Origin of the sequence: Sorangium sp. So ce1036, assembly GCF_051369805.1 — a bacterium.
GTDB classification, from domain to species: domain Bacteria; phylum Myxococcota_A; class Polyangia; order Polyangiales; family Polyangiaceae; genus Sorangium; species Sorangium cellulosum_F.
This window is the reverse complement of sequence record NZ_JBBMOX010000001.1, coordinates 3,726,027-3,749,800: the sequence shown is the minus strand read 5'-3', so window position 1 is coordinate 3,749,800 and position 23,774 is coordinate 3,726,027. Positions and strand designations below refer to the sequence as shown.

At 72.9% G+C, this 23,774-nt stretch carries 16 protein-coding genes; 10 read left to right on the top strand and 6 right to left on the bottom strand.

Going from position 1 to position 23,774, the window contains the following annotated elements; all coding sequences use genetic code 11:
* Nucleotides 1-86: 86 nt before the first annotated feature.
* Nucleotides 87-1,292 (top strand): AAA family ATPase, encoded by a 1,206-nt coding sequence (locus WMF31_RS14395; protein WP_436602488.1) that lies wholly within the window; start codon nt 87-89, stop codon nt 1,290-1,292.
* A 2-nt stretch (nt 1,293-1,294) separates the two neighbouring features.
* Nucleotides 1,295-2,110, top strand: coding sequence for a hypothetical protein (locus WMF31_RS14390; protein ID WP_436602487.1), 816 nt, complete (start codon nt 1,295-1,297; stop codon nt 2,108-2,110).
* A gap of 588 nt (nt 2,111-2,698) precedes the next feature.
* On the opposite strand, the gene WMF31_RS14385 is transcribed toward WMF31_RS14390, so the two are convergent.
* Nucleotides 2,699-3,475 carry a hypothetical protein gene (locus tag WMF31_RS14385; protein WP_436602486.1) on the bottom strand — a complete coding sequence of 259 codons (777 nt, stop codon included), beginning with the start codon at nt 3,473-3,475 and terminating at the stop codon, nt 2,699-2,701.
* A 232-nt stretch (nt 3,476-3,707) separates the two neighbouring features.
* Nucleotides 3,708-4,334 (bottom strand): hypothetical protein, encoded by a 627-nt coding sequence (locus tag WMF31_RS14380; protein WP_436602485.1) that lies wholly within the window; start codon nt 4,332-4,334, stop codon nt 3,708-3,710.
* 251 nt (nt 4,335-4,585) lie between these two features.
* Between WMF31_RS14380 and WMF31_RS14375 the strand changes: the two genes are divergently transcribed.
* Nucleotides 4,586-5,668 carry a hypothetical protein gene (locus WMF31_RS14375; protein WP_436602484.1) on the top strand — a complete coding sequence of 361 codons (1,083 nt, stop codon included), beginning with the start codon at nt 4,586-4,588 and terminating at the stop codon, nt 5,666-5,668.
* A gap of 100 nt (nt 5,669-5,768) precedes the next feature.
* On the opposite strand, the gene leuA is transcribed toward WMF31_RS14375, so the two are convergent.
* Complete coding sequence (leuA, locus tag WMF31_RS14370; protein WP_436602483.1) at nt 5,769-7,517, bottom strand: 2-isopropylmalate synthase; 1,749 nt, start codon at nt 7,515-7,517, stop codon at nt 5,769-5,771.
* Between the two features lie 291 nt (nt 7,518-7,808).
* Nucleotides 7,809-11,723 (bottom strand): serine/threonine-protein kinase, encoded by a 3,915-nt coding sequence (locus WMF31_RS14365; RefSeq protein ID WP_436602482.1) that lies wholly within the window; start codon nt 11,721-11,723, stop codon nt 7,809-7,811.
* 488 nt (nt 11,724-12,211) lie between these two features.
* Between WMF31_RS14365 and WMF31_RS14360 the strand changes: the two genes are divergently transcribed.
* From WMF31_RS14360 to WMF31_RS14340, 5 genes are all read left to right on the top strand, one after another.
* Nucleotides 12,212-13,102 (top strand): serine/threonine-protein kinase, encoded by an 891-nt coding sequence (locus WMF31_RS14360; RefSeq protein ID WP_242516613.1) that lies wholly within the window; start codon nt 12,212-12,214, stop codon nt 13,100-13,102.
* A gap of 908 nt (nt 13,103-14,010) precedes the next feature.
* On the top strand, nt 14,011-15,153 hold the full coding sequence (locus WMF31_RS14355) for a CgeB family protein (RefSeq protein WP_436602481.1): 1,143 nt from the start codon (nt 14,011-14,013) through the stop codon (nt 15,151-15,153).
* 62 nt (nt 15,154-15,215) lie between these two features.
* Nucleotides 15,216-16,376, top strand: a complete 1,161-nt coding sequence (gene rlmN / locus WMF31_RS14350) for a 23S rRNA (adenine(2503)-C(2))-methyltransferase RlmN (protein ID WP_436602480.1) — start codon at nt 15,216-15,218, stop codon at nt 16,374-16,376.
* Between the two features lie 189 nt (nt 16,377-16,565).
* A complete protein-coding gene (locus WMF31_RS14345; protein ID WP_436602479.1) occupies nt 16,566-17,966 on the top strand; it encodes an acetyl-CoA carboxylase biotin carboxylase subunit in 1,401 nt (466 codons plus the stop codon).
* A gap of 30 nt (nt 17,967-17,996) precedes the next feature.
* Nucleotides 17,997-19,775, top strand: coding sequence for a phospho-sugar mutase (locus tag WMF31_RS14340; RefSeq protein WP_436602478.1), 1,779 nt, complete (start codon nt 17,997-17,999; stop codon nt 19,773-19,775).
* Between the two features lie 90 nt (nt 19,776-19,865).
* Here the strand turns inward: WMF31_RS14340 and WMF31_RS14335 are convergent, their stop codons facing one another.
* Nucleotides 19,866-20,645, bottom strand: a complete 780-nt coding sequence (locus tag WMF31_RS14335; RefSeq protein ID WP_436602477.1) for a chlorite dismutase family protein — start codon at nt 20,643-20,645, stop codon at nt 19,866-19,868.
* Between the two features lie 471 nt (nt 20,646-21,116).
* Here WMF31_RS14335 and WMF31_RS14330 point away from each other — a divergent pair, with 471 nt between their 5' ends.
* Nucleotides 21,117-21,722, top strand: coding sequence for a hypothetical protein (locus WMF31_RS14330; protein ID WP_436602476.1), 606 nt, complete (start codon nt 21,117-21,119; stop codon nt 21,720-21,722).
* A 298-nt stretch (nt 21,723-22,020) separates the two neighbouring features.
* Entirely contained in the window at nt 22,021-22,767 is a 747-nt protein-coding gene (locus tag WMF31_RS14325) for a TenA family transcriptional regulator (protein WP_436602475.1), read from the top strand.
* Nucleotides 22,768-23,184: 417 nt separating this feature from the next.
* Here the strand turns inward: WMF31_RS14325 and WMF31_RS14320 are convergent, their stop codons facing one another.
* The gene (locus tag WMF31_RS14320; RefSeq protein WP_242515141.1) at nt 23,185-23,568 is read right to left on the bottom strand and encodes a response regulator transcription factor; all 384 of its coding nucleotides are present in this window, start codon (nt 23,566-23,568) and stop codon (nt 23,185-23,187) included.
* Nucleotides 23,569-23,774 lie beyond the last annotated feature (206 nt).

Genomic DNA, 23,774 nt, shown 5'->3' with positions numbered 1-23,774 from the left:
GATCGTCCCCCCGCGGCCGTTGGGCTATACAGTGCGGCGGCTCCCGAGAAGGCACGGACACGCGGCTCACCGCCGGCGGCGACCTCATGATCCAGCAGGTCTCGTTCACCAACTTCAAGTCCCTGCGCAGGGTCGACGCTCACCTCGGGCGCTTCACCATCGTCGTCGGCCCGAACGGCTCCGGAAAGACGAGCCTCCTCGACGGCCTGCATTACCTGGCGCAGGCCACGCAAAGGCCGCTCAAGCAGCTCATGAGCGGGGTGTTCGCCCCTCCCAACCTGACGAGCCGCGGCGCCACGGGGGTCATGCGGCTCGCGGCCACGGGGAGCTTCCAGGAGGTGAGCGCCGAGGTCGAGATCGTCGTCGCGTGCGAGGACGACGCGAACGGAAGCGCTGGCTGGAGCGGCACCGTCACGCGGCGCTGGGGGGATGTCTCCGAGGCAACCTCCGAGACGAGGGCGGGATGGAGGCTCGCCGTGCCGGACGCGCCGCCGGCGGCGATCGATAGCATCGAACGACACCACTCCGGCCCGGAGATGGCGGCGCTTGCCCGGGAGCTCGGCTCCGCGCGCAAGCTCCGGCTGAACGCCGAGGTGCTCGCGGCGCCCTCGTACAGCGAGGAGGAGATGCCTTGCCTGGCCACGGACGGCGGCGATCTTGCCTCGGTGCTGGCCGACGCGGCCGGCCGCATGCCCGAGGCATTCCAGGCGCTCCAGGACGCAGCGCGCCGGGTTATTCCGGCGCTCGATCGGATCCGCACGCGTCGCGCCAAGGTACGGAGGCGTGAGCGGCAGGAAATCCTCATCGGCGACGAGCCGATCCAGCACGCCGTGGCTCGCGTCTACTGGGGCCAGCAGCTCGTGCTCGATTTCAAGGGCGCCCCGGATGTCCCGGCGCCGCTCGCGAGCGAGGGCACCCTGCTCGTCATCGGCCTCTTGACCGCGCTGTGGATGGAGCCCAGGCCCCGGCTGCTGCTCCTCGACGACATCGACAAGGCGCTGCACCCGCGCGCGCAGGGGGAGCTGGTCGCGCAGATCCGGGCCATCCTGGAGATGACGCCGGATCTCCAGGTCGTCGCCACCAGCCACTCGCCTTACCTCCTGGATCATTTCGATGCGCAGGACGTCCTCCTCACGGCGCTCTTGCCCGACGGCTCCACCGCCTGCGCGCGGCTCGCCGATCACCCCGATTACGAGCGCTGGAAGCGCACGACGCGCTCCGGCGAGTTCTGGAGCTTCGTGGGCGAGGACTGGGTCGCGCAGCAGGCGAGCGCCGTGCAGGGCCGAGGATGAGCGTGGCCCCTCCTCTCCTCGGGCTGGTGGTCGAAGGGCCGGCCGACGGGAGGACGGTGCCTGGTCTCGTCGATCGGGTCCTCGAGGACGCGGTGCCCGTCGTCGCAGGCAAGCTCGGACAGATTCGAGCTTATTGCGGGATCAACCCAGGCGCGTTGTTCCTCGCGTGGAGCGCGGTCCACGAGGAAGCCAGGTCACGCGTGCCGCCGAGACACGGGCATTTCGGCGGCAAGCCGGCCATCGAGGACGCGCGCACGGCCGAGCTCGCGCTCCGTTGCTTCCAGGCGCTGGAGCCGCAACCGGCCGCGGTGCTGATGGTGCGCGACAGCGACCGGAAGCCGAAGGAGCGCCGGAGAGGGCTGGAGCAGGCACGGGAGGAGTCCGACTGGCCTTTCCAGGTACTCCTTGGCGTGGCCCACCCGATGCGGGAGTGCTGGGTGCTCGCCGGCTTCGTCCCGGAGACCAGGCCAGAGGTGGCCGCGCTCGACGCCCTCCGGAAGGAGCTCGGCTTCGATCCTACCGCGCGATCGCACGAGCTCGACGCATCCAGCAAGACGGCGAAACGGAGCCCGAAGCGCGTTCTCGAGCGCCTCACCGGGGGCGAGGTCGATCGTGAGGCGCGGTGCTGGACGGAGCCGGATCTCGATCATCTGCGCCAGCGCGGAAGGGACAACGGCCTCGCTGCGTTCCTGAGCGAGGTCGAGGAGCGCCTGGCACCTGCCCTCTCGAGCTCCTTTGCCGCCGAGAGCACCGCGCTCGATCTCGGGTGCCCTCCCGTGAAGGAGGACGACACCGGCTCCAGCGCCCCCGAGCGCTGAGCCGGCGCCTTCCTCGGATCGGGATCGATCTGCCCCCCCTTCCGAGGCCGTCCGTTTCGATCTCGGATCGACCCGCCCCCCCTTCCGAGGCCGTCCGTTTCGATCTCGGATCGACCCGCCCCCCCTTCCGAGGCCGCTCTGCCACGTCTCGACCTCTCCGGCCCCCCTTCCGAGGCCGCTCTGCCACGTCTCGACCTCTCCGGCCCCCCTTCCGAGGCCGCTCTGCCACGTCTCGACCTCTCCGGCCCCCCTTCCGAGGCCGCTCTGCCACGTCTCGACCTCTCCGGCCCCCCTTCCGAGGCCGCTCTGCCACGTCTCGACCTCTCCTGTCCCTCCTCCGAGGCCACCCTGCCAGGTCACGACCTCTCCGGCCCTCCTCCGGGGTGGTGGGGTACCTTGGCTGAAGGAGAGGTCTTTTGAACCGCCAAGGCGCCGAGGACGCCAAGAAAAACACAAATATCTTGGCGTCTTATGGCGCCTTGGCGGTTCCGGTGTCCCCGCAGGGTGGGGCAAGTCCCCCCTCCGAGGCCGCTCTGCCAGGTCGCGACCTCTCCGCGTCGGCTCCGGCGCGCCAAGGCGACGGCCCGCTCAGAAGCAGATCCCGAACCCGGAGTAGCCGACGTCGCTGCAAACCCCGCCGCTCGCGCAAGGCGCCCCGAGGATCTCCGCCGGACAGAGCTCGACGCAGACGCCAGCATTCTCTTCGGGCGAGCCGGCGCACAGCGCACCGGACATGCACCCCGGGTACGCGTCCAAGGAGCAGGCGCCGCCGATGGGGATGTCGCCTCCCGGGGCGCAGATCGGCGCTCCTCCGACCAGCTCTCCAGGGACGCACCACGCGCCCTCTCCGCAGCCGGCGCCGAGCGGCGTGCACTCGCCGCCGCCCGCCTCGATCACCTCGATGGAGATGTCGAGCTGACCGTTCCCGATGGCGATGATCGCGCCGTCGGTCTGGAACCGATAGGCCAGCTCCGTGGTGGATCCGTCGGAGATCGTGAACGCGGCGGGATTGGGAGAGACGAGGGTCGCCTGCACGGGCACGAACGCGCCCCCCTCGTAGCGCTCCAGGACCCAGCCCGGCTCCAGCACGCCCAGGTAATCGCCGACGGGCAAGGCCGCGGTGAGCACCGTCGCGCCCGGACTCTCCGAGCTGCTGAGATACGTCTGGACCGGCCCCTGGATCGCGAAGAGCGCGTTGCTCAGCCGGTACACACGTCCGTTGGTCTCCGCCACGAGCGACAGGCTCGCGCGTCCGGTGGACTCCGCCGCTTCCGTGCCGTCCGCGCCGCCGATGCACGCCGGGAGCAGCGGCGCCGCCGCGAGGAACGCGGCGAAACCGATCCTGACAAACGCTGATCGCCTCATGCTGAGCCTCCTGAGATGGAAAGGACAGCCGAGCATAACGCACGGCGAGACGCGCGCGGCGCGCGACGCAGAGGACCGATCTCGTGACCAACGCCATGACATCGACGTCGGGATCGCTCCCCCGTGCTGGCGTGAACGGCCATACGCCGTCCACCTGCCATGGCCTGTCGTCGCTAGCCGGCTCAGCCCTCCTCGTCGCTGACCGGCTCAGCCCTCCTCGTCGCTGGCCGGCTCAGCCCTCCATCTGGGTGAACGCGTACCACCACCCCGTCGCCAGCGCGACGAGCAGCAGAAAGCGCACGACATGGAACGCGAGAGGGAACTGGCGCGGACGCGCGCCGGGCACCTCCATGAGCCGGTCGCACACGACGACGTCCCCGATCCGGCCGAGGTGGGCGAAGATCTCGCTCACCTTGCCGGCGCGGCGCGCGTCCGTGAGCGCGCCGAGGAGCCCCGGGCTCATCTTCACGGGCAGGACGTGGCCTCCCGAGGCGAGCTTCGCGCCGTTCGGCCCGTCGACCACCTCCGCGCGCACGAAGCCGCGCACCTCGCCGCGCATCGCCGCGTCGAGCGGCACGACCGGCGGCGGATCGCGCGGCAGATCGAGCCCGGGAATCAGGCGCAGGCACACGCCGCGCCCGCCGACGCCGACCATGCCGGCGAACCACGCGATCCCCCCGCCCGCCTGCCCGGCGCCGAGCACCGAGAAGGAGATCTGGCCGACCGCGACGACGCCGATCGCGACCTGGCCGATCGCGATGAACCCGCGCGCGAACTGGCCGAACGCGAAGATCCCGTGCGCGAACTGCCCGACGCTGACGACGCCTATCTCGGACGGGTCGGTGGAGATGAGCTTCACCGGGCGATGCTATCACGCGGCGCGCTCACCCCTCCGGGCCATCCGGGCCGACGGCGCCGCCCGCCAGCAACGGAGCCGCCCACCAGGAAGCGACGCCACGAAGACCCCGGCACGGGACGCCACCGAGGCCGCTGATCGGGGCGCCACCGAGGCCGCTGATTGGGGCGCCACCGAGGCCGCTGATCGGGGCGCCACCGAGGCCGCTGATTGGGGCGCCACCGAGGCCCTCGCCCGCAGTAGGATGGCCGGCCATGACCAGCGTTTCGCCCTCATGGAGCGGCGCGTCCCCCCACGGCGCAGCGGTGTGCAGCGGCTGCGGCGTCGTCGCCCCGGCGCGGGGCACGAGTTGCGCGGTCTGCCGCCGGGCGCTCGCCGCCTCGCGCGTCGTCGCGCCCCCTTTCGGCGACGTCACCTGGGTGGCATTGCGCTGCGCGATCACGTGCCGCTCCTGCGGGTTCCCCTCGCCGCTCGAGGGCATCGAGCTCGACCAGGGCGTCGACTGCGCGCAGTGCGGCTCGTTCCAGCGGTTCGACAAGGGCGACTGGCGCAAGGCGCTCGCCTTCGCGCACGCCGTCGGCGACCTCGCCGGCCCGCGGCCCGAGGGCCGCTTCCCGAGCGCCGACGTGTGGATCGGCGACGTGAACCCGCACCGCGCCGTGGGCGAGACGCTGACCTTCGCCGAGTCCAAGGCCGGCAAGATGCACGTCGAGGCGGCGCCGGGCCACCCCGTCTGCGCGCGCTGCGCCGCGCTCGTCGAGATCCAGTTCCTCGGCATGCGGCTCGCGACGCGGTGCCCCCGCTGCACCTCGACCGCGCAGTACGAGCTGCCGTCGGAGGCGCTGCACCACGCGGGCGCCCTGCGCGCCGCCGTGGCCAGCGAGCAGCGGGTCGACCGCGCCGTCGTCCGCGTGCAGCACACCCAGGCCGGGCTCCTCTCGCTGACGTGCCCGCAGTGCGGGGCCGGCGTGCGGCCCACCGACGCGCAGACGGTCGAGTGCGCCTACTGCAAGACGGTGGCGTTCATGCCCGCCCGCGGGCGCCCGCGGGCGGGCGGCCGCGTCGTCGAGCCGATCGTGTTCTGGGTGGCCTTTCAAGGCCCGTCGCCGGAGCGCGCCGCCCTGGAGCGGCCGAGCGCGCCGAAGCCGCCGCCGGCCGCCGCCGACAAGCTCCACTTCCTCAAGCGCGGGCTGAGCCCCCTGCCCGGCATCGAGCTCGCGCCCGCGCGGCCGGGCCTCGACCTGCGACAGCTCGGCCTGACCACGGCGCTGACCCTGCTCGCGCTCGGGCTCGGGCTCGCCCTCCTCGTGTTCGGCTCCGACGCGAAGCTCTTCTGACACCCCCGCGCGCCGGGCCCGAGCCTCGGCGTGCCGCGCCCCCTGGGCGCGCGGGAGGTGGGCACCGAGAGCGCCCCAGCTCCCCCCCCCGCGCGCGGGCTCACGCGCAGCCGCCGACCGCGAACCGACCGGACCTGCCGCCCGGGTCGCCCCGGCCCGCGCGCTCCGCCGGCGGCGCGACCCACGCCGGAGCTTGTCGCAGGCGGTTGACCGCGGACGCGACGGCGGCGAGCGAGGCCATGACGGCGCTCGCGTGCGTCCCCACCCCGAAAGTCCGCTCGCGCCCGCTGGCGACGGCCACATACGCCACGGACCCGGCGCCCGCGCCCTCGGGGCGCGCGTGCGCGGCGTGCTCCTCGACCGCGATCGCGATCCCGGCGTGGCGCGCGAGCGCCCCCGCGAAGGCGTCGATGGGGCCCTCCCCGGCGGCGCCCAGCACGTGCGGGATCCCGTGGATCTGCACGTGGATCTCGTGCCGCTCGCCCGCGCCCTCCCCGCTCCGCCCGTACCCGGTGACGCGCAGCGGGGCGCTCCGGTTCACGTACTCGCGCTCGAACATCGCGAGGATCGCGGCCGTGCCCACCTCGCCCTCGGTGCGCTCCGCCTCGCGCTGGACGGCCTGGCTCAGCTCGATCGCGAGCGCCCTCGGCACCGCGTAGCCGTGGTCGCGCTCGAGCACGTAGGCCACGCCGCTCTTGCCGGACTGGCTGTTCACGCGGATCACCGCCTCGTAGCTGCGCCCGACGTCCTCGGGATCGATGGGCAGATAGGGCACCTCCCAGAGCGCGCCCCCGCCCTCGCGCAGGGCCTTGAAGCCCTTCCGGATCGCGTCCTGGTGCGAGCCCGAGAAGGCGGTGTACACGAGCTCGCCGACGTACGGGTGGCGCGGGTGGACCGGCAGGCGGTTGCAGTGCTCGACGGTCTCCTTGATCGACTGGACGTCGCGGATCTCGAGCCCCGGATCGACGCCCTGGGAGAACAGGTTGAGCGCCAGCGTGATCAGGTCGACGTTCCCCGTGCGCTCGCCGTTCCCGAACAGCGTGCCCTCGACGCGATCGGCGCCCGCCATCACGGCGAGCTCCGCCGCGGCGACGGCGGTGCCGCGGTCGTTGTGCGGGTGCACGCTGAGCACGATGCTGTCGCGCTGCTCGAGGTTCCTGTGCATCCACTCGATCTGGTCCGCGTACACGTTGGGCGTGGCCATCTCGACGGTCGCCGGCAGGTTCAGGATGATCTTCCGTGACGGCGTGGGTCGCCACACGTCCATCACGGCCTCGCAGATCTCCTTCGCGAAGTCGAGCTCGGTGCCCGTGAAGCTCTCGGGCGAGTACTCGAGCACGATCTCGGTCTCGGGCATGCGCGCCGCGAGCGCCTTCACGAGCTCGGCGCCGCGCACGGCGATCTCGACGATGCCCGCGCGATCCAGGCCGAACACCACGCGCCGCTGGAGCGTGGAGGTGGAGTTGTACAGGTGAACGACGGCGCGGCGCGCCCCGCGGAGCGCCTCGAAGGTGCGCTCGATCAGCTCGGCGCGCGCCTGCGTGAGCACCTGGATGGTCACGTCGTCCGGGATGAGCCCCTGCTCGATGAGCTGGCGCACGAAATCGAAATCGGGCTGCGACGCGCTCGGGAAGCCCACCTCGATCTCCTTGAAGCCCATGCGGAGCAGCTCGCGCCACATGCGGAGCTTGCGCTCGGGGCCCATGGGCTCGACGAGGGCCTGGTTGCCGTCGCGCAGGTCGACGCTGCACCAGCGCGGCGCCTTGTCGATCACGCGGCCGGGCCAGCGCCGATCGGGCAGGTGGATGGGCTGAAACGGCTTGTACTTGTGGACGGGCATCGTGGACATGACAGGACTCCCTGAAGCCAGGATGGGAGCCGTCGCGGCGACGATGCGAGAACCCCCATCGGGACCATGATCCGAGAGGGGGTGCGAACCGCGCGTATCGACGTCGTCAGCAGCGCGCGCAGAGCCCCCTGGGCGCAAGGCCTAGGCGGCTGTGGAGCGAACGCGCATTCACGACAGACATCGAGCCGACAATGTAGCGGGCCCTCGCTCGCCTGTCCAGACCGCGCGGGCTCGGAGGGTGAGGGAGCGCGGGGTGCTCACCTCCGGGGCTCGCGCTCCGGCGAGCCCTTTTCATGGCTCGCCTGCACTCCAGCCCCTCCGGTGAGCACCCCGCGCTCCCTCACCCTCCGAGAGCCACCGTCGCTCGACCTCCAGCGTGGCCACGTTGTCCGGCACGTTGCCGAGGAACCGCCCGCGCCACACCGGATCGCGGATCTTCATCGCCCGCGAGAGCAGGCTGTCCCGCGCCGACGCGATCGCCATCATCGCTTCCCGCTGGTGACCGCACGCGGCGAGCGCCTCGGCGTGCGCGAGGCGCACCAGCGACTCGCCCGTCTCGGCGCCCACCGACTCGAGCAGGCAGAACGCCTCGGTCGTGGCGGCGAGCGCGTCCGCCGCCTGCCCCGCGTCGAGCAGCGCGCGCCCGAGGACCGCGTACGCGAACGCGCGGAACGGCGGCGCGCCGTACAGGGTGGCGACCGCGGCGCGCGCCTCGCGCTCGGCGCCCGCGAGGTCGCCCGACAGGAGCAGGATCCTCGCCAGGTAGGTCCGCGCCGCGCCCTCCATGCGCGCGTCGCCGACGCGCTGGGACGTCGCGATCGCCTCCTCCTCGGCCCGCCGCGCCTCCTCGACGAGCCCGCGGTGCGCGAGGACCGGGCCCAGGTTGTGGAGCACCCCGAGCCGCGCGTCCGAGAGCCCCATCCGCTCCGCGTCCGACAGCGCCGCGCGCAGCGCCGCCTCGGCGCCCTCGAAGTCGCCGAGCTCCGCGTAGCAGAAGCCCAGGTTGTTCCTCGCCCAGCAGGCGTTGCGCCGGTCGCCGGCCTGCTCGAACGCCGCGAGCGCCGCCTCGAACCCCGCGAGGCAGGCGCCGGGGTCGCCGCCCGCCATCGCCCGGTACGCGCGCGCCTGCGAGAGCCGCGCCAGCACCTCGGCGTCCTGCTCCGCCGCCTCGACCTCCTGCTCGATCGCGTCGAACAGCGCGTCCGCGAGCTGGTAGCGCCCGCCGAAGACGAGCCGCCCCGCGCCCGCGCACAGGCACACGCTCCGCGCGGGCCGCGCCGCCGCCGACGCCGGCTCGGTGCCCTGCGCCGCGCGCACCCAGCGCTCGACCTGATCGTGGTTGCCGCGCTTCGACGCCGCGATCACGAGCTGCGTGAGCGCCGAGAACCACGGGGCGGACCCGGGCGCGAGCCGCTCCAGCGCCTCCGCCCCGCGCCGCTCCGCGAGCGCGAGCTCGCCGCGCCAGAGGTGCGCCTCGGCCTGGCAGAGCCGGAGCGCGCCCGCCGTCGCCCGCGCCGGGCCGCAGGCGACGCCGCGCTCGACGCGCTCGATCGCCGCGCCGAGATCGTCGCCGAACAGCGCCTGCTCGGCCGCGCGCAGGTACCACGTCGCCGCCCGCACCGGCTCGCCGCCGCGCTCGAAGTGCTCGGCCAGCGCCATCGCGTCCGCCCCGCCCGTCCGCTCGAGCCAGGCGCCCGCGAGCCGGTGGCCGAGGCGGCGATCGTGATCGGTCAGCATCCCGTACGCCGCCTCGCGCACGAGCGCGTGCCGGAACCGGTACTCGCCCGCGTCCGCCGCGCCCTCCGCCGCGCGCCGGACGATGAGCTCCCGCGCCTCGAGCTGGGCGAAGAGCGGCTCGACCTCCGCCTTGCCGACCAGCGAGAGGACCCCGCCCCGCGAGAAGCTCTCGCCGAAGATCGCGCCCGCGCGCAGGAGCCGCCGCGCGCCCGTGTCGAGCGCGTCGAGCTCCGCCTGCACCATCGAGAGCACCGTCTCCGGCAGGTCCGCCCCCTTGCCGGCCGCCGCCGCGCGGATCTGCTCCTCGAGGTAGAACACGTTGCCGTCCGCGCGCTCCACCAGGGTCGAGACGAGCTCCGGGCGCTCGCCCTCGCCGAGCACCTGCCGCACGAGCCGCTCGCTCGCGCGGCGCGAGATCCCCGCGAGGCGGAGCTTGTGCCCGCGCCGCTCGTCCCACAGCTTCGGGAAGAGCTCGTGCACCTCGGGGCGGCCGAGCGCCATCACCATGAACGGCCGGTCCTTGAGGTTCCGGAGCGCGGCGTCGACCATCGTGACCGTGGGCAGATCGCCCCAGTGCAGGTCCTCGAGCACGAGCAGGATCGGCTGCACCGCGCACTCGGCGCGCAGGAAATCCTCCCAGGCGAGGCGGAGCTGGTCGCCCATGAGCATCGGGTTCCGCCGCGCGGCCCGGAGCTGGACGTCGTCGTCCGGGAACGGCGCGCCGACGAGCTCGCCGAGGAACGTCGTGACCCGCCCCGCGTCGAGCCCCGCGTGCTGCTCGACCCGCGCCCGCACCTTGCGCCGGCGCTCCTCGATCGAGTCGGCGTCCGACAGGCCGATGACCCGCCGCAGCGCGTGCGCGAGCAGGCCGAACGCCGACCCGGCGCTCATCGGATCGACCTGCCCGAGCCACACGTCGATGGGCTCGCCCTCCTCGCGGATCATGCGGACGAGCTCGTGCCGCAGCCGCGACTTGCCGATGCCCGCCGGGCCCGTCACGAGCACCACGCTCGGGCTCGACTCCTCGACGCAGCGGGCGAGCTCGTCCCGGATCAGCGCGAGCTCGCGCTCGCGGCCGACGCACGGCGTGGCCCTGCCGAGCAGGTGCGGCGGCGCCTCCGGCTCCTCGCGCGCGCCGTGGAGCCAGGGGCCGCCCTCGTCGGCGGCGATCTCGAACCGCGTCCCGAGCAGCCCCGCCGTCACCTCGTCGATGCGGATCGCCGCGCGCGAGGGGGCGCGGGTCTCCGGGAGCAGGTGGACCACGCGGTCGATGAGGTCGCCGACCGGCAGGCGCGACGCGATCTCCGCCCTGCCCGTGACGACCGCGACCGGCGCGCCGCCGAGGAGCGCCTGCACGGCGAGCGCGCAGCGGGCCGCCCGCGCCGCGAGGTCGGTCGTGGCGCCGGCGCCGGAGAGCACCACGAGCGGCAGCCGCGCCTCGATGAGCTCGAGCTGCCCCCGGTAGCGCGCGGCCGTGGCCGAGAGCGCCTGCGCGCGCGCCTGCTCGTCGACCTCGGCGGAGGCCGGATCGGCCGCGGCCGGGGCGAGCCCGTCGCGCGCGAGCACGAGGCACATCACCTTGCGCTCGCCCGTCGTGAGCTCGGGCGGGCGCAGGGACGACGCCGGCGGGCGGAGGGTGGTCCCGGTGGCGCCCGACAGCGCGGCGAGCTCGGCGGCGACCTCGTGGCCGTCGCGCGGCCGCCCCTCCGGCGACTTCGACAGCATCCGCCGGACCAGATCGTCGAGCGGCTCGGGCACCTCCTCGCAGAGCCACCGGAGCGACGGGGGCTCCTCGATCAGCACCTTGACGAGCACGGCGAGCCCGCGCGCGCCGCGGAACGGCGCGCGCCCCGAGATGCACTTGTAGAGCACGCAGCCGAGCGCGAAGACGTCCGCGCGCGGATCGACCTGCGCCTCGCCGCGCGCCTGCTCCGGGGCCATGTAGCCGGGCGTGCCGAGGATGGCCCCGGGCATGGTGAGCTGCTGGTCGAGGCCGGACATCCGGACCACGCCGAAGTCGATGAGCGTGACGCGATCGATGGCGCCGTCGACGAGGAGCAGGTTGCTCGGCTTGAGGTCGCGGTGGACGACGCCGAGCCGGTGCACGGCCCCGAGGGTGGTCGCGACGCGCCGGCCGAGCGCGAGGCTCTCGTCGAGGGTGAACGCCCTGCGGGCGAGGCGCTGGGAGAGGGTCTCGCCGGTGAGCCACTCCATGGCGAGGTAGGGGTGGCCGAGCTCGGTGAGGCCGTGGGCGATGTACCGCACCACGCCGGGCAGCCGCAGGGTGGCGAGCGCCTGCGCCTCGCGCGCGAGGCGGCTCGAGTCCTGGGACGCGGCGTTCTGGAGGACCTTGAGGGCGACGATCTCGCCGGTCTCCCGGTCGCGCGAGCGGAAGACGTGGCCCATGCCGCCGGCGCCCGCGAGCTCCACGATCTCGAACCGGCCGTCGATGACGTTTCCCGCGCGCATTGCCCCTGCCGCCGCTCCCCGATCGACGGATCCCCGTCCTGTGAGGGAGCTACGCGAAGTTGACGTGAATGGCCAGAGCGGGTCGGGGTCGCAGGCGTTTCACGAGACGTGGGGCGCCGAGAGGCCTCGGCGTCCCTTCAGGCGCTCACCGCCGATCACCGCGCGTCATCCTGCATCGTCGCCAGAGAGCGAGGCGCGTGGCAACTCCACGGCGCCGAAAAGGCCGGCGAGCGCGGCCTCCGCGCCGGATCCGCCGCGCCGCGCGGCGCGCGCCGCGTCACCGATGCGTCCAGGCGAGCTCTGGCTTCGCGCGGCCCGACGGTGCGGGGCGCGAAGTGTGGGAGCGCGCCGCTTCTTCGCGGCGCGCGGCGCGCGGCGCTTCCTCCCCCGCGCACGCGTGATAAATGAGCTTGTCTCGGGACTGGGGGGAGGCGACCGGAACGCGCTGGGCCCCCTTTGTCAAGCGAAGGAGGCCGCTCTTGTCAATCGTGCCCGGAACCGTTCTGCTCCAGCGCTACCGCGTGCTGCGTCACCTGCGCCGCGAGGGCCTCGGTGAGGTGTTCAGCGCCGAGGACGCGAGCACTGGCCGCCGGGTGGCGGTGAAGGTGCTCGGCGATCCCCCGGAGCGCCTGGACCCGACGAAGGTGCTCGGCGCGCCGGAGCGCATGGCGAAGGCGGAGGCCGCGGCGCGCTTCGGGCACGAGGCGATCGCGTGCGCGCGGCTGCGGGGGCCGCACACGCTCCCGTCGCTCGACGGCGGCGAGGATCCCGAGCACGGCCCGCTGATCGTGTTCGAGCTGCGCGAGGGGGAGCTCCTCGGCGACCGCCTCGCCCGGCAGGGGCCGATCCCGTTCAGCGTCCTGCACCCGCTGGTCGAGCAGCTCTGGCTGGCGCTCGCCGAGCTCCACGAGATGGGCATCGTCCACCGCGACATCAGCTCCATGAAGGTGCTCGTCGATCGGGGGCCCGACGGCGAGCGGGTGACGCTGCTCGACCTCGGCTCGTGCAAGCTGCCTCCCGCGCTCTGCGACGAGGAGCCGAGCGTCTCGGACCGGCGCCTCGGCGACATCCGGTTCGTGCCCCCCGAGCAGCTCGGCGACGCGAAGGCGGTGGATCACCGGGCCGATCTCTACGCGGCCACCACCGTGGTCTTCCAGGCGCTCACGGGCGAGCTGCCGTACGCCGCGCGCAATCTCATGATGCTCGCCGACCTCAAGACGAGGACGGCGCCGCGCCGGCTCGGCACCATGATGCCCCCGCCGGTCGACCGGCGACTCGAGGTGTTCGTGAACCGGGGCCTGGCCCACAACCCGGACCGCCGCTTCGCGGGCATCGCCGACGCGCTCGAAGGCTGGCGGGCGCTGCGCCCCACCGCCTGACCGTCGCGACGGCCCCCGCGCGGCCCCGCTCGCCTGGCCGTCGCGACGGCCCTCGCGCGGCCCCGCTCGCCTGATCGTCGCGACGGCTCCCGGTGCCTCCGCTCGCCTGAACGTCGCGACGGCTCCCGCGCGACGCCCCCGCCGCGCCTGCCTGGACACCCCGGCCGGCCAGGCGACCTGATGCTGTCGATTGTCCGGCGATCTTGCTGGGAAGGGGGGAATCCCTCCCGTAGCGGATCCAGCAGCCCCGCGTCCAGCGACCCCTCGGGGAGGCCGCCGGCGCGGCCGCTCGCGCCGCGCCACATCCGGGTCCGGGCCGCAACGCGCGTTGCGCAGGGGCGCGGCGTTGCGGCGGCGTTTCGCGAGCGCTGCTCCGGCGCCATGGAGCAGGGCCGCCCTTCCGGACTCCGTTCGGCCGGCGGCGCGGACTGCCATTGCAACAGCGCGCTCGATTTTCTCATCAACGCTCCCAACACCCCCTTACGGACGGGTCGATCACTTTGCTGCACGATCGACAGGCACCCGGCATGTCTTCCTGATGAGCGCCGCCGCATCTCGTTCAGTTTACGATTTACGGCCCGTCGTCATCATGGGATCAGTCCGGGCCTTACCACCTACGGCCCTGACGAGGAATACGCACCTTCAGTCCAGAAACCGCATCTCACAGGATTGCAGAGCGTCAGCACGCATGTTAATCCGGGGTTCGCTCGCTCGCCGCCGCGCCCACTCGCGCGGCGTCAGGGCAACCGGAGCGACGTGCAGATCCCTCTTGCGCGGGTGTCCGCGAGCCCCGCTTCGACGTTGCTGGGCGCCTCCGCGCCTCGGCGTCGGCGCGGTGTTCGCGGAGCCGGGCTCATCCGGGATCGGCTCGTCTTCTGGGCTCTCTCAACCCTCGCCGCCACCACGTTATGACGACACCTACCTACCGTTATGTCTTCCTGGGACTCTCCATCACGTCTTCGTGGGGCAACGGCCACGCCACGACGTACAGAGCGCTCCTCCGGGCGCTCGCGTCCCGCGGCCACCAGGTGCTCTTTCTGGAGCGGAGCCTCTCCATCTATGACCAGCACCGCGATCTGCCCAACCCGCCTTATGGCGCGACCGAGCGCTACTCGAGCATTGCCGAGCTCCGCGACAGATTCTCCCGCGCCGTGCGCGAGGCCGATCTCGTGGTCGTGGGCTCCTTCGTCCCGGAAGGGGCGACCGTCGGCGCGTGGATCACGGAGGAAGCGCGCGGCAAGGCCGCGTTCTACGACCTCGACACGCCGGTCACGCTGGGCCGGCTGGCGCACGGCGACCACGCGTACCTCACGCCGGCGCTGATCCCGCGGTATGATCTGTACCTCTCGGCGACGGGCGGCCCGACGCTGGAGCGGCTGGAGCGCGGCCACGGCGCGGTGCGCGCGCGGGCGCTCTACTGCGCGGCCGACACCGACGTCTACTATCCCCAGCCGACGCCGATGCGCTGGGACCTCGGCTACCTCGGCACCTACAGCGACGATCGGCAGGCGTCGGTCGAGCGGCTCCTGCTCGAGCCGGCGCGGCGCATGCGCCGCGGGCGCTTCGCCGTGGCGGGCGCGCAGTATCCGGCGTCGCTCGCGTGGCCCGAGAACGTCTCCCGGACAGAGCACCTGCCGCCGGACGAGCACCGGATCTTCTACAACGCCCAGCGGTTCACGCTGAACCTGACCCGCCGGGCGATGGTCGAGTCCGGCTGGTCGCCGAGCGCGCGCCTGTTCGAGGCGGCCGCGTGCGGGACCCCTGTCCTGAGCGACACCTGGCCGGGGATCGAGACGTTCTTCCAGCCGGGCGAGGAGATCCTCCTCGTCCGCTCGCCGGAGGACGTGCTCCGGAAGCTCCGGGAGATGAAGGAGGACAAGCGCCTGACCGTGGGCCAGCGCGCGCGGCAGCGCGTCTTCGCCGAGCACACGGCGATGCACCGGGCCGAGGCGCTCGAGCGCTACACGCGCGAGGTGCTCGACGCCGCGAGCCGGGCGCGGGCGCGCCGCGAGCGCGACGGGCAGACCACGGCCTCTCCCCAGAGCGGCTGACCTTCGCCCGCCGCGCTCCTGCTCCCCTTGCCGCTCGGGGCGGCGCGCATTAGGCCACGGCGGTGCGCTCCACCCCGCTTCACCCCGTCGCCCGCCTGCCTGAAGAGTGGTCGGCCTCCCTGGCCGCCCGCGGAGAGCGGTCGTTCACGGCGAAGCAGGTGTTCCACTGGATCCATCGCCGTGGCGTCCTGGATCCGGCCGCGATGACGAACCTCCCGGCGCGGCTGCGCGAGCACCTCGCCGCGGAGGGCCTCGGCGAGGTGGTGACGCCCGAGCGGGTTCATCGCTCCGAGGACGGCACGCGCAAGCTGCTCCTGCGCCTCCGCGACGGCGCCACGATCGAGACGGTCCTGCTCCCGTCGGTGTCGGGCCCCGGCTCGCAGGCGCAGCTCGACGCGGATGCGGCGGCGGCCGACGAGGAGGACGACGACGAGGCGGAGGTGGGCGCGGCGCCGCGCACCCGCGTCACCCAGTGCATCTCCACGCAGGTCGGCTGCGCCATGGGCTGCAGCTTCTGCGCGAGCGGCGTGGCGGGGCTCAAGCGCCACCTCGGGCCCGAGGAGATCGCGGGCCAGGTGCTCCTCGGGCGGGCGATGCTCGACGAAGGGGAGGAGCTCCGCAACGTCGTCTACATGGGCATGGGCGAGCCGCTGCACAACTACGAGGCGACCGCGCGCTCGCTGCGCCTGCTCACGCACCCGGAGGGGATCCACCTCTCGACGCGGCGGGTCACGGTGTCGACGTCCGGCCTCGTCCCGGAGATCGCGCGGCTGGGCGCCGATTTCGGCGGGCAGATCGCGCTGGCGATCTCGCTGCACGCCTCGGACGACGCGACCCGCTCGGCGCTGATGCCCATCAACCGCAAGTACCCGCTCGACGAGCTGCTCGCGGCGCTGCGCGCCTACCCGCTGCCACGGCGCCGGCGCATCACCATCGAGTACACGCTCGTGGCCGGGCAGAACGACGATCCGGCCGAGGCCCGCCGGCTGGCGAAGCTCCTGCGCGGGATCCCGGTGAAGATCAACCTCATCCCGATGAACCCGATCGAGGCCTCCACGCTGGGGCCGCCCGGCGCCGACCGGGTGGCGGCGTTCCAGGCCGTGCTCACCCAGGCGGGTTACTCGTGCTTCGTGCGGCGCCGGCGCGGGGACGACGTGTCGGCCGCGTGCGGGCAGCTCGTGCTGCTCGGGGCCAGGCCGAAGGTGCGCCGCGCGCTCGGCTGATCCGCGCAGCCCCCCGCCCGGGTGGTGGTCGCGCCGGGGGTGCTCGCCGGAGGGGCTGGAGTGCAGGCGGGCCACGACAGGGGCCCGCCGGAACGCAAGCGCCGGAGGTGAGCCCCCCCGGCGCGACCACCACCCGGGCGGGCCGCGAGCGCCTTGACTCCCCGCCATGCGGCGGCGTAGCTGTCCCTCGTGCTGAAGAAGATCCTCGTCGCCAACCGTGGAGAGATCGCCTGCCGTGTTCTCCGGACCTGCAAGCGGCTCGGGATCGCGACGGTCGCCGTGTACTCGGACGCGGACGCGGGCGCGCCGCACGTCGCCCTGGCCGACGAGGCCGTGCGCATCGGGCCGCCGCCGGTCCGGGAGAGCTACCTCGTCATGCACGCGATCATCGACGCCGCCCGCGCGACGGGCGCCGACGGGATCCACCCCGGCTACGGGCTGCTCAGCGAGAACGAGGCGTTCGCCGAGGCCGTCCTCGAGGCCGGGCTCACCTTCATCGGCCCGCCGCCCGCCGTGCTCCACGCCTTCGGCGACAAGCTCCGCGCGCGCGACGTCGCGCGCGCGGCCGACGTCTTCCCGCCGCCGGGCACGGGCGGCCCCGTCGATCCGTCCGACGTCGAGGCCGCCCATCGCGCCGCCGAGACCGTCGGCTTCCCGCTGCTCGTCAAGGCCGCGGGCGGCGGCGGGGGCATCGGCATGCAGATCGTCACCGATCCGGGCAAGCTCCCCCGCGCCCTCACGGCGTGCTCCGACCGCGGCCGCGCCGCGTTCGGGGACCCGCGCGTGTACATGGAGCGGTACATCGAGCGCCCGCGCCACATCGAGGTGCAGGTGCTGTGCGACGGGAGGGGCGGCGCCGTGGCGCTCGGCGAGCGCGAGTGCAGCGTCCAGCGCAGGCACCAGAAGATCATCGAGGAGACCCCGTCGCCCGCCGCGTTCTTCCAGGGGGACGCGGGCGAGGCCCGCAGGAACACGCTCCACGAGAGCGCCCTGCGCGTCGTGACCGCCGCCGGCTACGTCGGCGCCGGCACCGTCGAGTTCGTCGCCGCGGAGAGCGGCGAGCTCTACTTCCTCGAGGTGAACGCCCGGCTCCAGGTCGAGCACTGCGTGACCGAGATGTGCGCCGGGCTCGATCTGGTCGAGCACCAGATCCGCATCGCCTCGGGCGAGCCGCTCGCGCCGGAGGTGCTGGGCGCCTCGCGCCGCGGCCACTCCATCGAGGCGCGCCTCTACGCGGAGGACCCGGCGAAGAGGTTCGCCCCGCAGCCCGGCCGCGTCACGACGCTCCGCTGGCCCGCGGCCGGGGAGGACCTGCGGATCGAGACCGGCATCGCCGAGGGGCTCGAGGTGACGCCGTACTACGACCCGCTGCTCGCCAAGATCGTCGCCCACGGGCCCACGCGCGAGGCGGCGATCGCGCGCCTCGACCGGGCGCTCGCCGAGACGACGCTCGAGCTCACCGGCCCGGCCGGGCCCGCCGCGACGAACCTCGCCTTCCTGCGCCGGATCCTGGCGGACGGCGACTTCCGGGCCGGGCAGTACGACACGCACCTCGCCGAGGCGCTCGCCGCGGGCAAGAGGGCCGGGTGACTGCGGCCGGGATGAATTAAAAATGAGGTCGTGAGCCACGACCTGATCCTCGAGCCCGCCGAGCGCTGGCTCGCCCACGACCCCGATCCCGAGACCCAGAGCGAGCTGCGCCGCCTCATCGACGCGGCCAGGGCGGGCGAAGAGGGCGTCCGCGCCGAGCTCGCCGAGCGCTTCGCCGGCCCCCTCGAGTTCGGCACCGCGGGCCTCCGCGGGGTCCTCGGGGCCGGCGAGAGCCGGATGAACCGGGCCGTCGTCCTGCGCACCACCGCGGGGCTCGCCCGCTATCTCCTCGGCGCGCTCGGCGACAGGGCGCGGAGCGCCGGCGTCGTCATCGGCTACGACGGCCGCCGGAGGAGCCGCGAGTTCGCGGAGGACATCGCCTGCGCGCTCGCCGCCGCGGGCATCCCGGGGCACCTCTCCCCTGCCCCCTGCCCCACCCCGGTGGCCGCGTTCGCGGTCCTCCACCTCGGCGCGGCCGCGGGCGTGATGGTGACGGCCAGCCACAACCCGCCCGAGTACAACGGCTACAAGGTGTACTGGGAGAACGGCGCCCAGATCATCCCGCCGCACGACACCGGCATCGCGACCGCCATCGACGCCGCGCCGCCGGCGGATCAGGTCCCCCGCCTCCCGCTCGACGAGGCGCGGGAGAACGGCCTCGTGCGCGACTTCCCCGAGGGGCTCGAGGAGGCGTACCTCCGGGCGATCGGCGGCCTCTCCGTGCGGAGCGACGGCGATCGCGGCCTGCGCATCGTGTACACGCCGCTGCACGGCGTGGGCGACCGCCTCGTCCGCGAGGCGCTCGCGCGGGCCGGCTTCACGCGCGTGACGAGCGTGCCCGAGCAGGCCGAGCCGGACGGCGCGTTCCCCACGGTCGCGTTCCCGAACCCCGAGGAGAAGGGCGCCATGGACCTCGCGTTCGCCCTCGCGAAGCGGGAAGACGCCGACCTCATCCTCGCCAACGATCCGGACGTCGACCGGCTCGCGGTGGCGGTGCGGCGCCCGGACGGCGGGCACGTGCAGCTCACGGGCAACCAGGTCGGCGTGCTCCTCGGCCATTACCTGCTCACCGCGGGGCAGGCCCAGGGCGACGCGGGCGCGGGCCGCGTGGTGCTGGCCTCCTGCGTCTCGACCCCGATGCTCGGCGCCATCGCCGCGGCGCTCCGGGTGCACTACGAGGAGACGCTCACCGGGTTCAAGTGGATCGCGAACCGGGCGATGGACATCGAGCGCTCGACCGGCGCCCGCTTCGTCTTCGGGTTCGAGGAGGCGCTCGGTTACACGATCGGCTCGGTCGTGCGCGACAAGGACGGCATCAGCGCCGCGGTGCTGCTCGCCGAGCTCGCGGCGGTGCGCAAGGCCGAGGGCAAGACGTTGCTCGATGAGCTCCAGGCGCTCACCCGCGCGTACGGCCTGTACGTGAGCGGGCAGCGCGCCTACACCCTGCGCGGCGTCGACGGCCTCGGGAGGATCTCCGCGATCATGGCCGCGCTCCGGAAGAGCCCGCCGGAGGAGATCGCCGGCGTGCCGGTCGTGGCGTGGCGCGACCTGAAGGCGCGCACGCGCACGACGCGCGACGGCCGGACCGAGCCGCTGATCCTGCCCGCGAGCAACGTGCTCGTGGTCGAGCTCGAGGGCGGCGGCCGGATCATCGCGCGCCCGAGCGGCACCGAGCCGAAGATCAAGTTCTACTTCGACGTGCGCGAGGCGGTCGCGGAGGGCGAGCCGCTGGCCGACGCCGAGGCCCGCGCGGCGGCGCGGCTCGACGCCTTCGCCCGGGCGTTCTCGGGCCTCGCCGGGATCGGCTGACCGCCGGCCCCGAGGGGGCGCCTCGCGGCGGCCGCGCCGGGGGCGCGACGCCACGCGGCGACGGCGCGCCCTGCCTCGGATCGCGCGGGCTCAGCGGCCAGGGTGGCGAGAGGCGACGCGGCCGACGAAGAACGGGCCCATCTGGCTGACGAACTCGGCGGTCTGGCGGGTCTTCCGCATCGACTGCACGATGTGCGACAGCGGGTGGAGCTCCTTGCCGACGAGCCCGATCACGAACTCGTTGTCGCGGGCGTCGAGGCCGTGGCACGCGAGGCGGATGTCGTGCGCGAGATCCTGCGCGCCGTAGGCCCGGCCGATGAGGCCGTGCTCGCGCAGGATGCTCCCCTGCTCGCGGCCGTCGAGCTTCGAGAACGCGCCGCTGCGGCGGAGCGGGTACCACACGGCCCACGACCATGCCGGGTTGAGGGCGGTCTCGGCCGGGCGCCGGAGCATCCAGTACTCGAGGTCCGGCTCGTAGCCGGTCGAGTACGAGCGCCCCAGCATCGTGAAATCGGGCTGGAGCTCCAGCGCGCGGAGCTCGCCGCGGTTCAGGGCGGGCCGGACCGTCTGGACGAAGAAGGCCGGGTCCTCGGCCCACGTGAGGACGCCGATCCCGCGCGGATCGTTGAGGTCCTCGTACACGACCGCGCCGACGCCCTGCTCCTCCAGGGCCCGGCCCGCCGCTCGGGTCAGCTCCGCCGGATCGCCGGCGCCTGCGCACCGGAAGACGAGCAGCTGCATGAACAGACGGCGGTCGAGGATCTGCGGCCGCCCATCGCGCGGCGCTCCGCGCTCGGCGACATCGATGTGCGGCAGCTCGGGCTCCGCGTGCCCGGCGGCGGCCGGGCGACCCGTCGTGGATTCGCTCATGGCGTAGGGGTACCGAGGTTCGCGGTGGACGGCAACAGCAAGGCGGGGCACCGCCCCGCGCGCCCGTACGCTGCGGAGCCCCTGCGCGTGCGCATGCCCACGTGACACTCGTTACAGTTGCTCCCGTACCCCGCGCCGCGACCCCCCCGCAGACGCGGGGAATCGCGTGACACCCATTACAATTGTGCCCATACCGGAGCCGAGGCGCGCAGCGTGCTCGCGGGAGGACGGCGCTGGACACCCGGGTTCACGCCTGTCGACGGTCCGTGCGATCCGTGTCGCACGTCTGCTTCTTCGTAATCATCTCTTGCCATCCCGGCCGACTCACGCTCCCCTGCAATGTACAACCACGACCCCTGGAGTCGCCCCGATGAGGTGTGCCCGAGCAGGACTTCCCGCCCGACGTGGCACGCGCCGAGCCCGCGATCGGGCTCAGCATCGTCGAGGCCTTCTCGCCGTAGGTTCGCCGAGATGAAGACGTACGACACGAAGAGCAAAATCTCGACCCCCGCCGGCCGATGTAAAGGAACGTTGCTGGTCAACCTCCGATCGTTCATCACGACGAGCCGCGACGCTGGCGCCTGGGAGCGGCTCGTGACATCGCTGCCCAAGTCAGACCGGGACGTACTATGCCAGCCCCTGCTCGTGAGCAGCTGGTATCCGATCGGCGTCTGGAACCGGGCATTGCGAACGCACATTCGATCTGCGGGCGACCAGGCCGCCGAGATCAAGCGGGTGGCGCGTTACATCGCGGATCGCGACCTCAATACGGTGTTGAAGTTCGCGCTCTCGATCGCGATGCCCGACACGATCGTCGCCCGCACTGGAATGTTCTGGTCGCGCTACTTCGATTCCGGCAAGGTCTCGCCGCGGATGGTGAAGCCGCGCGAGTGGGTGCTGACCATCACGGGTCCGACCGGGGACGATGAGGGGCCTTCGGCGATGAACTGCGGAGAGGGTGTCTCCGGGTGGGTCGAGCAGGCGCTCCTGTTGTGCGGCGCGACCACGCCCAAGGTGACCCATCAGCGGTGCCGGTTCCGCGGCGCAACCGAGTGCCTGTCCGAGGTGGTATGGTGACCAACGTGAGCGGGGCCGGCCGTCCTGCTGGCCTCGCAGCGCCCTCGTTTGGCTATTGACTTGCTCCTTCGCCCCGATCAAGACTGGATGCAGGCGGGACACATGTACACGAAGCCTCCCAGAGTGAGGTCATCGTGCTGGCCCTCTTACCCTCCACGCTCAGGGGTCAGCATCATGTCCGCGTCGCGTACCGTCTCCTGACGGCCGCCTGGCTGGTCAGCCTGAGGGGGTAGCGATGGGGTGAGACCGGCAAGCAGTCACGAGGGAGATTGACCGAGCTCAACCTCCAGGTGCTTTCATGCTGTCACCTCGCTCGCAGCGGCACAAAGAAGTCAAGGATAGCCTCAAGGCAACGCCGCACCCGGTCTGGGTCGAGGACATGCTCGAGGCGTTGGCCGATCAGTGGAAGGCCGCGGTCTATGCGCCGCCGATCGCGCGCACGCTCACGGAGCCGATCGACCAGGAGACCTGGGGCCGGCTGATCAGGGAGTTCTTCTGTGTCGTCGAGGCGTTCCCCAAGTACATGGGGCTCAGCCTGGCGAAGACGACGTACGGCCAGACGCCGCGCGATTTTCTGGTGCGGGACTGGCTCATCGGCAACATCCGGGTCGAGGCGCTGCACGTGCGCTGGTACCTCGACTGGGCGGCGGGGCACGGGATCAGCACCTCGGAGGTCACGGGCCACCGCCCGTGCCCGGAGGTCGCCTCGCTCTTCGACTGGCTCTGGTCGGTGTCGTACCGCGGCTCTCTCGCGGAGGCGGTCGGGGCGGTCAACTACGCGATCGAGGGGATCACCGGGGAGTGGTCCCGCCTGGTGCTGCCGGCGTTCACCACGCTCTACGGCGAGGGGAGCAAGGCGCTGATGTGGCTCTCGGCGCACGCGAACTACGATGACGCCCATCCGCGCGAGGCGCTCGAGATCGTGAAGCTGGCGACCACGTCCGCGGAGGAGATCCGGCGCGTCCAGTCGAGCATTGCCCGATCGCTGGAGCTGTTCGAGCGCGCCTTCAGGGCGTGCAACGCGTCGGTCCGCGCGGGGAGCTAACGCGGGGGGGGGCGCCGCGCCGGCGGGTGGGGTCGCGCGCGCCGGCGTGGCGCGGGGGGCGCTCGCCATCCGCCAAGGCGGGGACGTTGGGGCTTGCGCAGGAGACACCGCCCGGCATGTCTCCCTTCGGGCCATGCCACCTGGGACGTTTCGTCGCGCGCCACACGAGGCGCGCCTGAAACCTCGAGCCCCCTTTGTCCTTATGGCTCCTCGGTCGGTGCTGGATCGCGCCCCCCGCGCCACGCCGGCGCGCGCGACCCCACCCGCCGGCGCTCACCGCTGGGGTATTTGAAAGAGAGGGCGGAGAGCCGTACGGGGGTGGTGGGATGGACCGCTGTCCGTGTGGGTAGGAGGCGGTCGGGCAGATGAGGATCTGCTCAGGACGCGCGGCCCACGTGGCCAGAACGGAGCGAGGCGCTAGCGGCCGTAGACCGCCTTGCGCACCTTCTTCTTGAGGTCGTCCAGCACGAACGGCTTCGTGATGTAGTGACGGGCGCCAGCCTGGATGCCGGCAATGACATCCATCGGATCGGACTTGGCCGTCAGGAAGATGATCGGCACCCGACGCGTCGGCTCGGTCTCGCGAAGGCGCTTCGTCATGCTCACCCCGTCGAGCTTCGGCATCATGACGTCCACAATCAGCAGGTCCGGCCGAGGTTCCTGCTGCGCGAGCGCCAGACCGTCGATCCCGTTCGTCGCAACCACCGTGTCAAACTCGTCGCCGAGGAACCGGGCGATCATCGCCGCCGTGTCCGCCTCGTCCTCCACCACCAGGACTCTCTTTTTTGTCGCGGTCACCATCTCCGCCTCGAAGGATAGCGCGATACAGACGGCTCGGGCGCAGACACTGGACTTTTTCCCTCAAAGGCTGGACCATCGTTGATTTTATCCGCCGTCAGCACAATCGCCGTTTGACCCGACGCGATGACAGGCGGGCCACGCGGTCGAGCCACGCCGCACCGGGCGGCAACAGCGCTGTTCAGGAGCGATGGTCTGCGCGACGAACG

Bases quoted from the DNA above. Each gene is read 5' to 3' on its own strand.
- WMF31_RS14385 (WP_436602486.1), bottom strand. From the start codon at position 3,475: ATGAGGCGATCAGCGTTTGTCAGGATCGGTTTCGCCGCGTTCCTCGCG.
- WMF31_RS14330 (WP_436602476.1), top strand. From the start codon at position 21,117: ATGAAGACGTACGACACGAAGAGCAAAATCTCGACCCCCGCCGGCCGA.
- WMF31_RS14395 (WP_436602488.1), top strand. From the start codon at position 87: ATGATCCAGCAGGTCTCGTTCACCAACTTCAAGTCCCTGCGCAGGGTC.
- WMF31_RS14335 (WP_436602477.1), bottom strand. From the start codon at position 20,645: ATGAGCGAATCCACGACGGGTCGCCCGGCCGCCGCCGGGCACGCGGAG.
- WMF31_RS14375 (WP_436602484.1), top strand. From the start codon at position 4,586: ATGACCAGCGTTTCGCCCTCATGGAGCGGCGCGTCCCCCCACGGCGCA.
- leuA (WP_436602483.1), bottom strand. From the start codon at position 7,517: ATGTCCACGATGCCCGTCCACAAGTACAAGCCGTTTCAGCCCATCCAC.
- WMF31_RS14355 (WP_436602481.1), top strand. From the start codon at position 14,011: ATGACGACACCTACCTACCGTTATGTCTTCCTGGGACTCTCCATCACG.
- WMF31_RS14320 (WP_242515141.1), bottom strand. From the start codon at position 23,568: ATGGTGACCGCGACAAAAAAGAGAGTCCTGGTGGTGGAGGACGAGGCG.
- WMF31_RS14325 (WP_436602475.1), top strand. From the start codon at position 22,021: ATGCTGTCACCTCGCTCGCAGCGGCACAAAGAAGTCAAGGATAGCCTC.
- WMF31_RS14365 (WP_436602482.1), bottom strand. From the start codon at position 11,723: ATGCGCGCGGGAAACGTCATCGACGGCCGGTTCGAGATCGTGGAGCTC.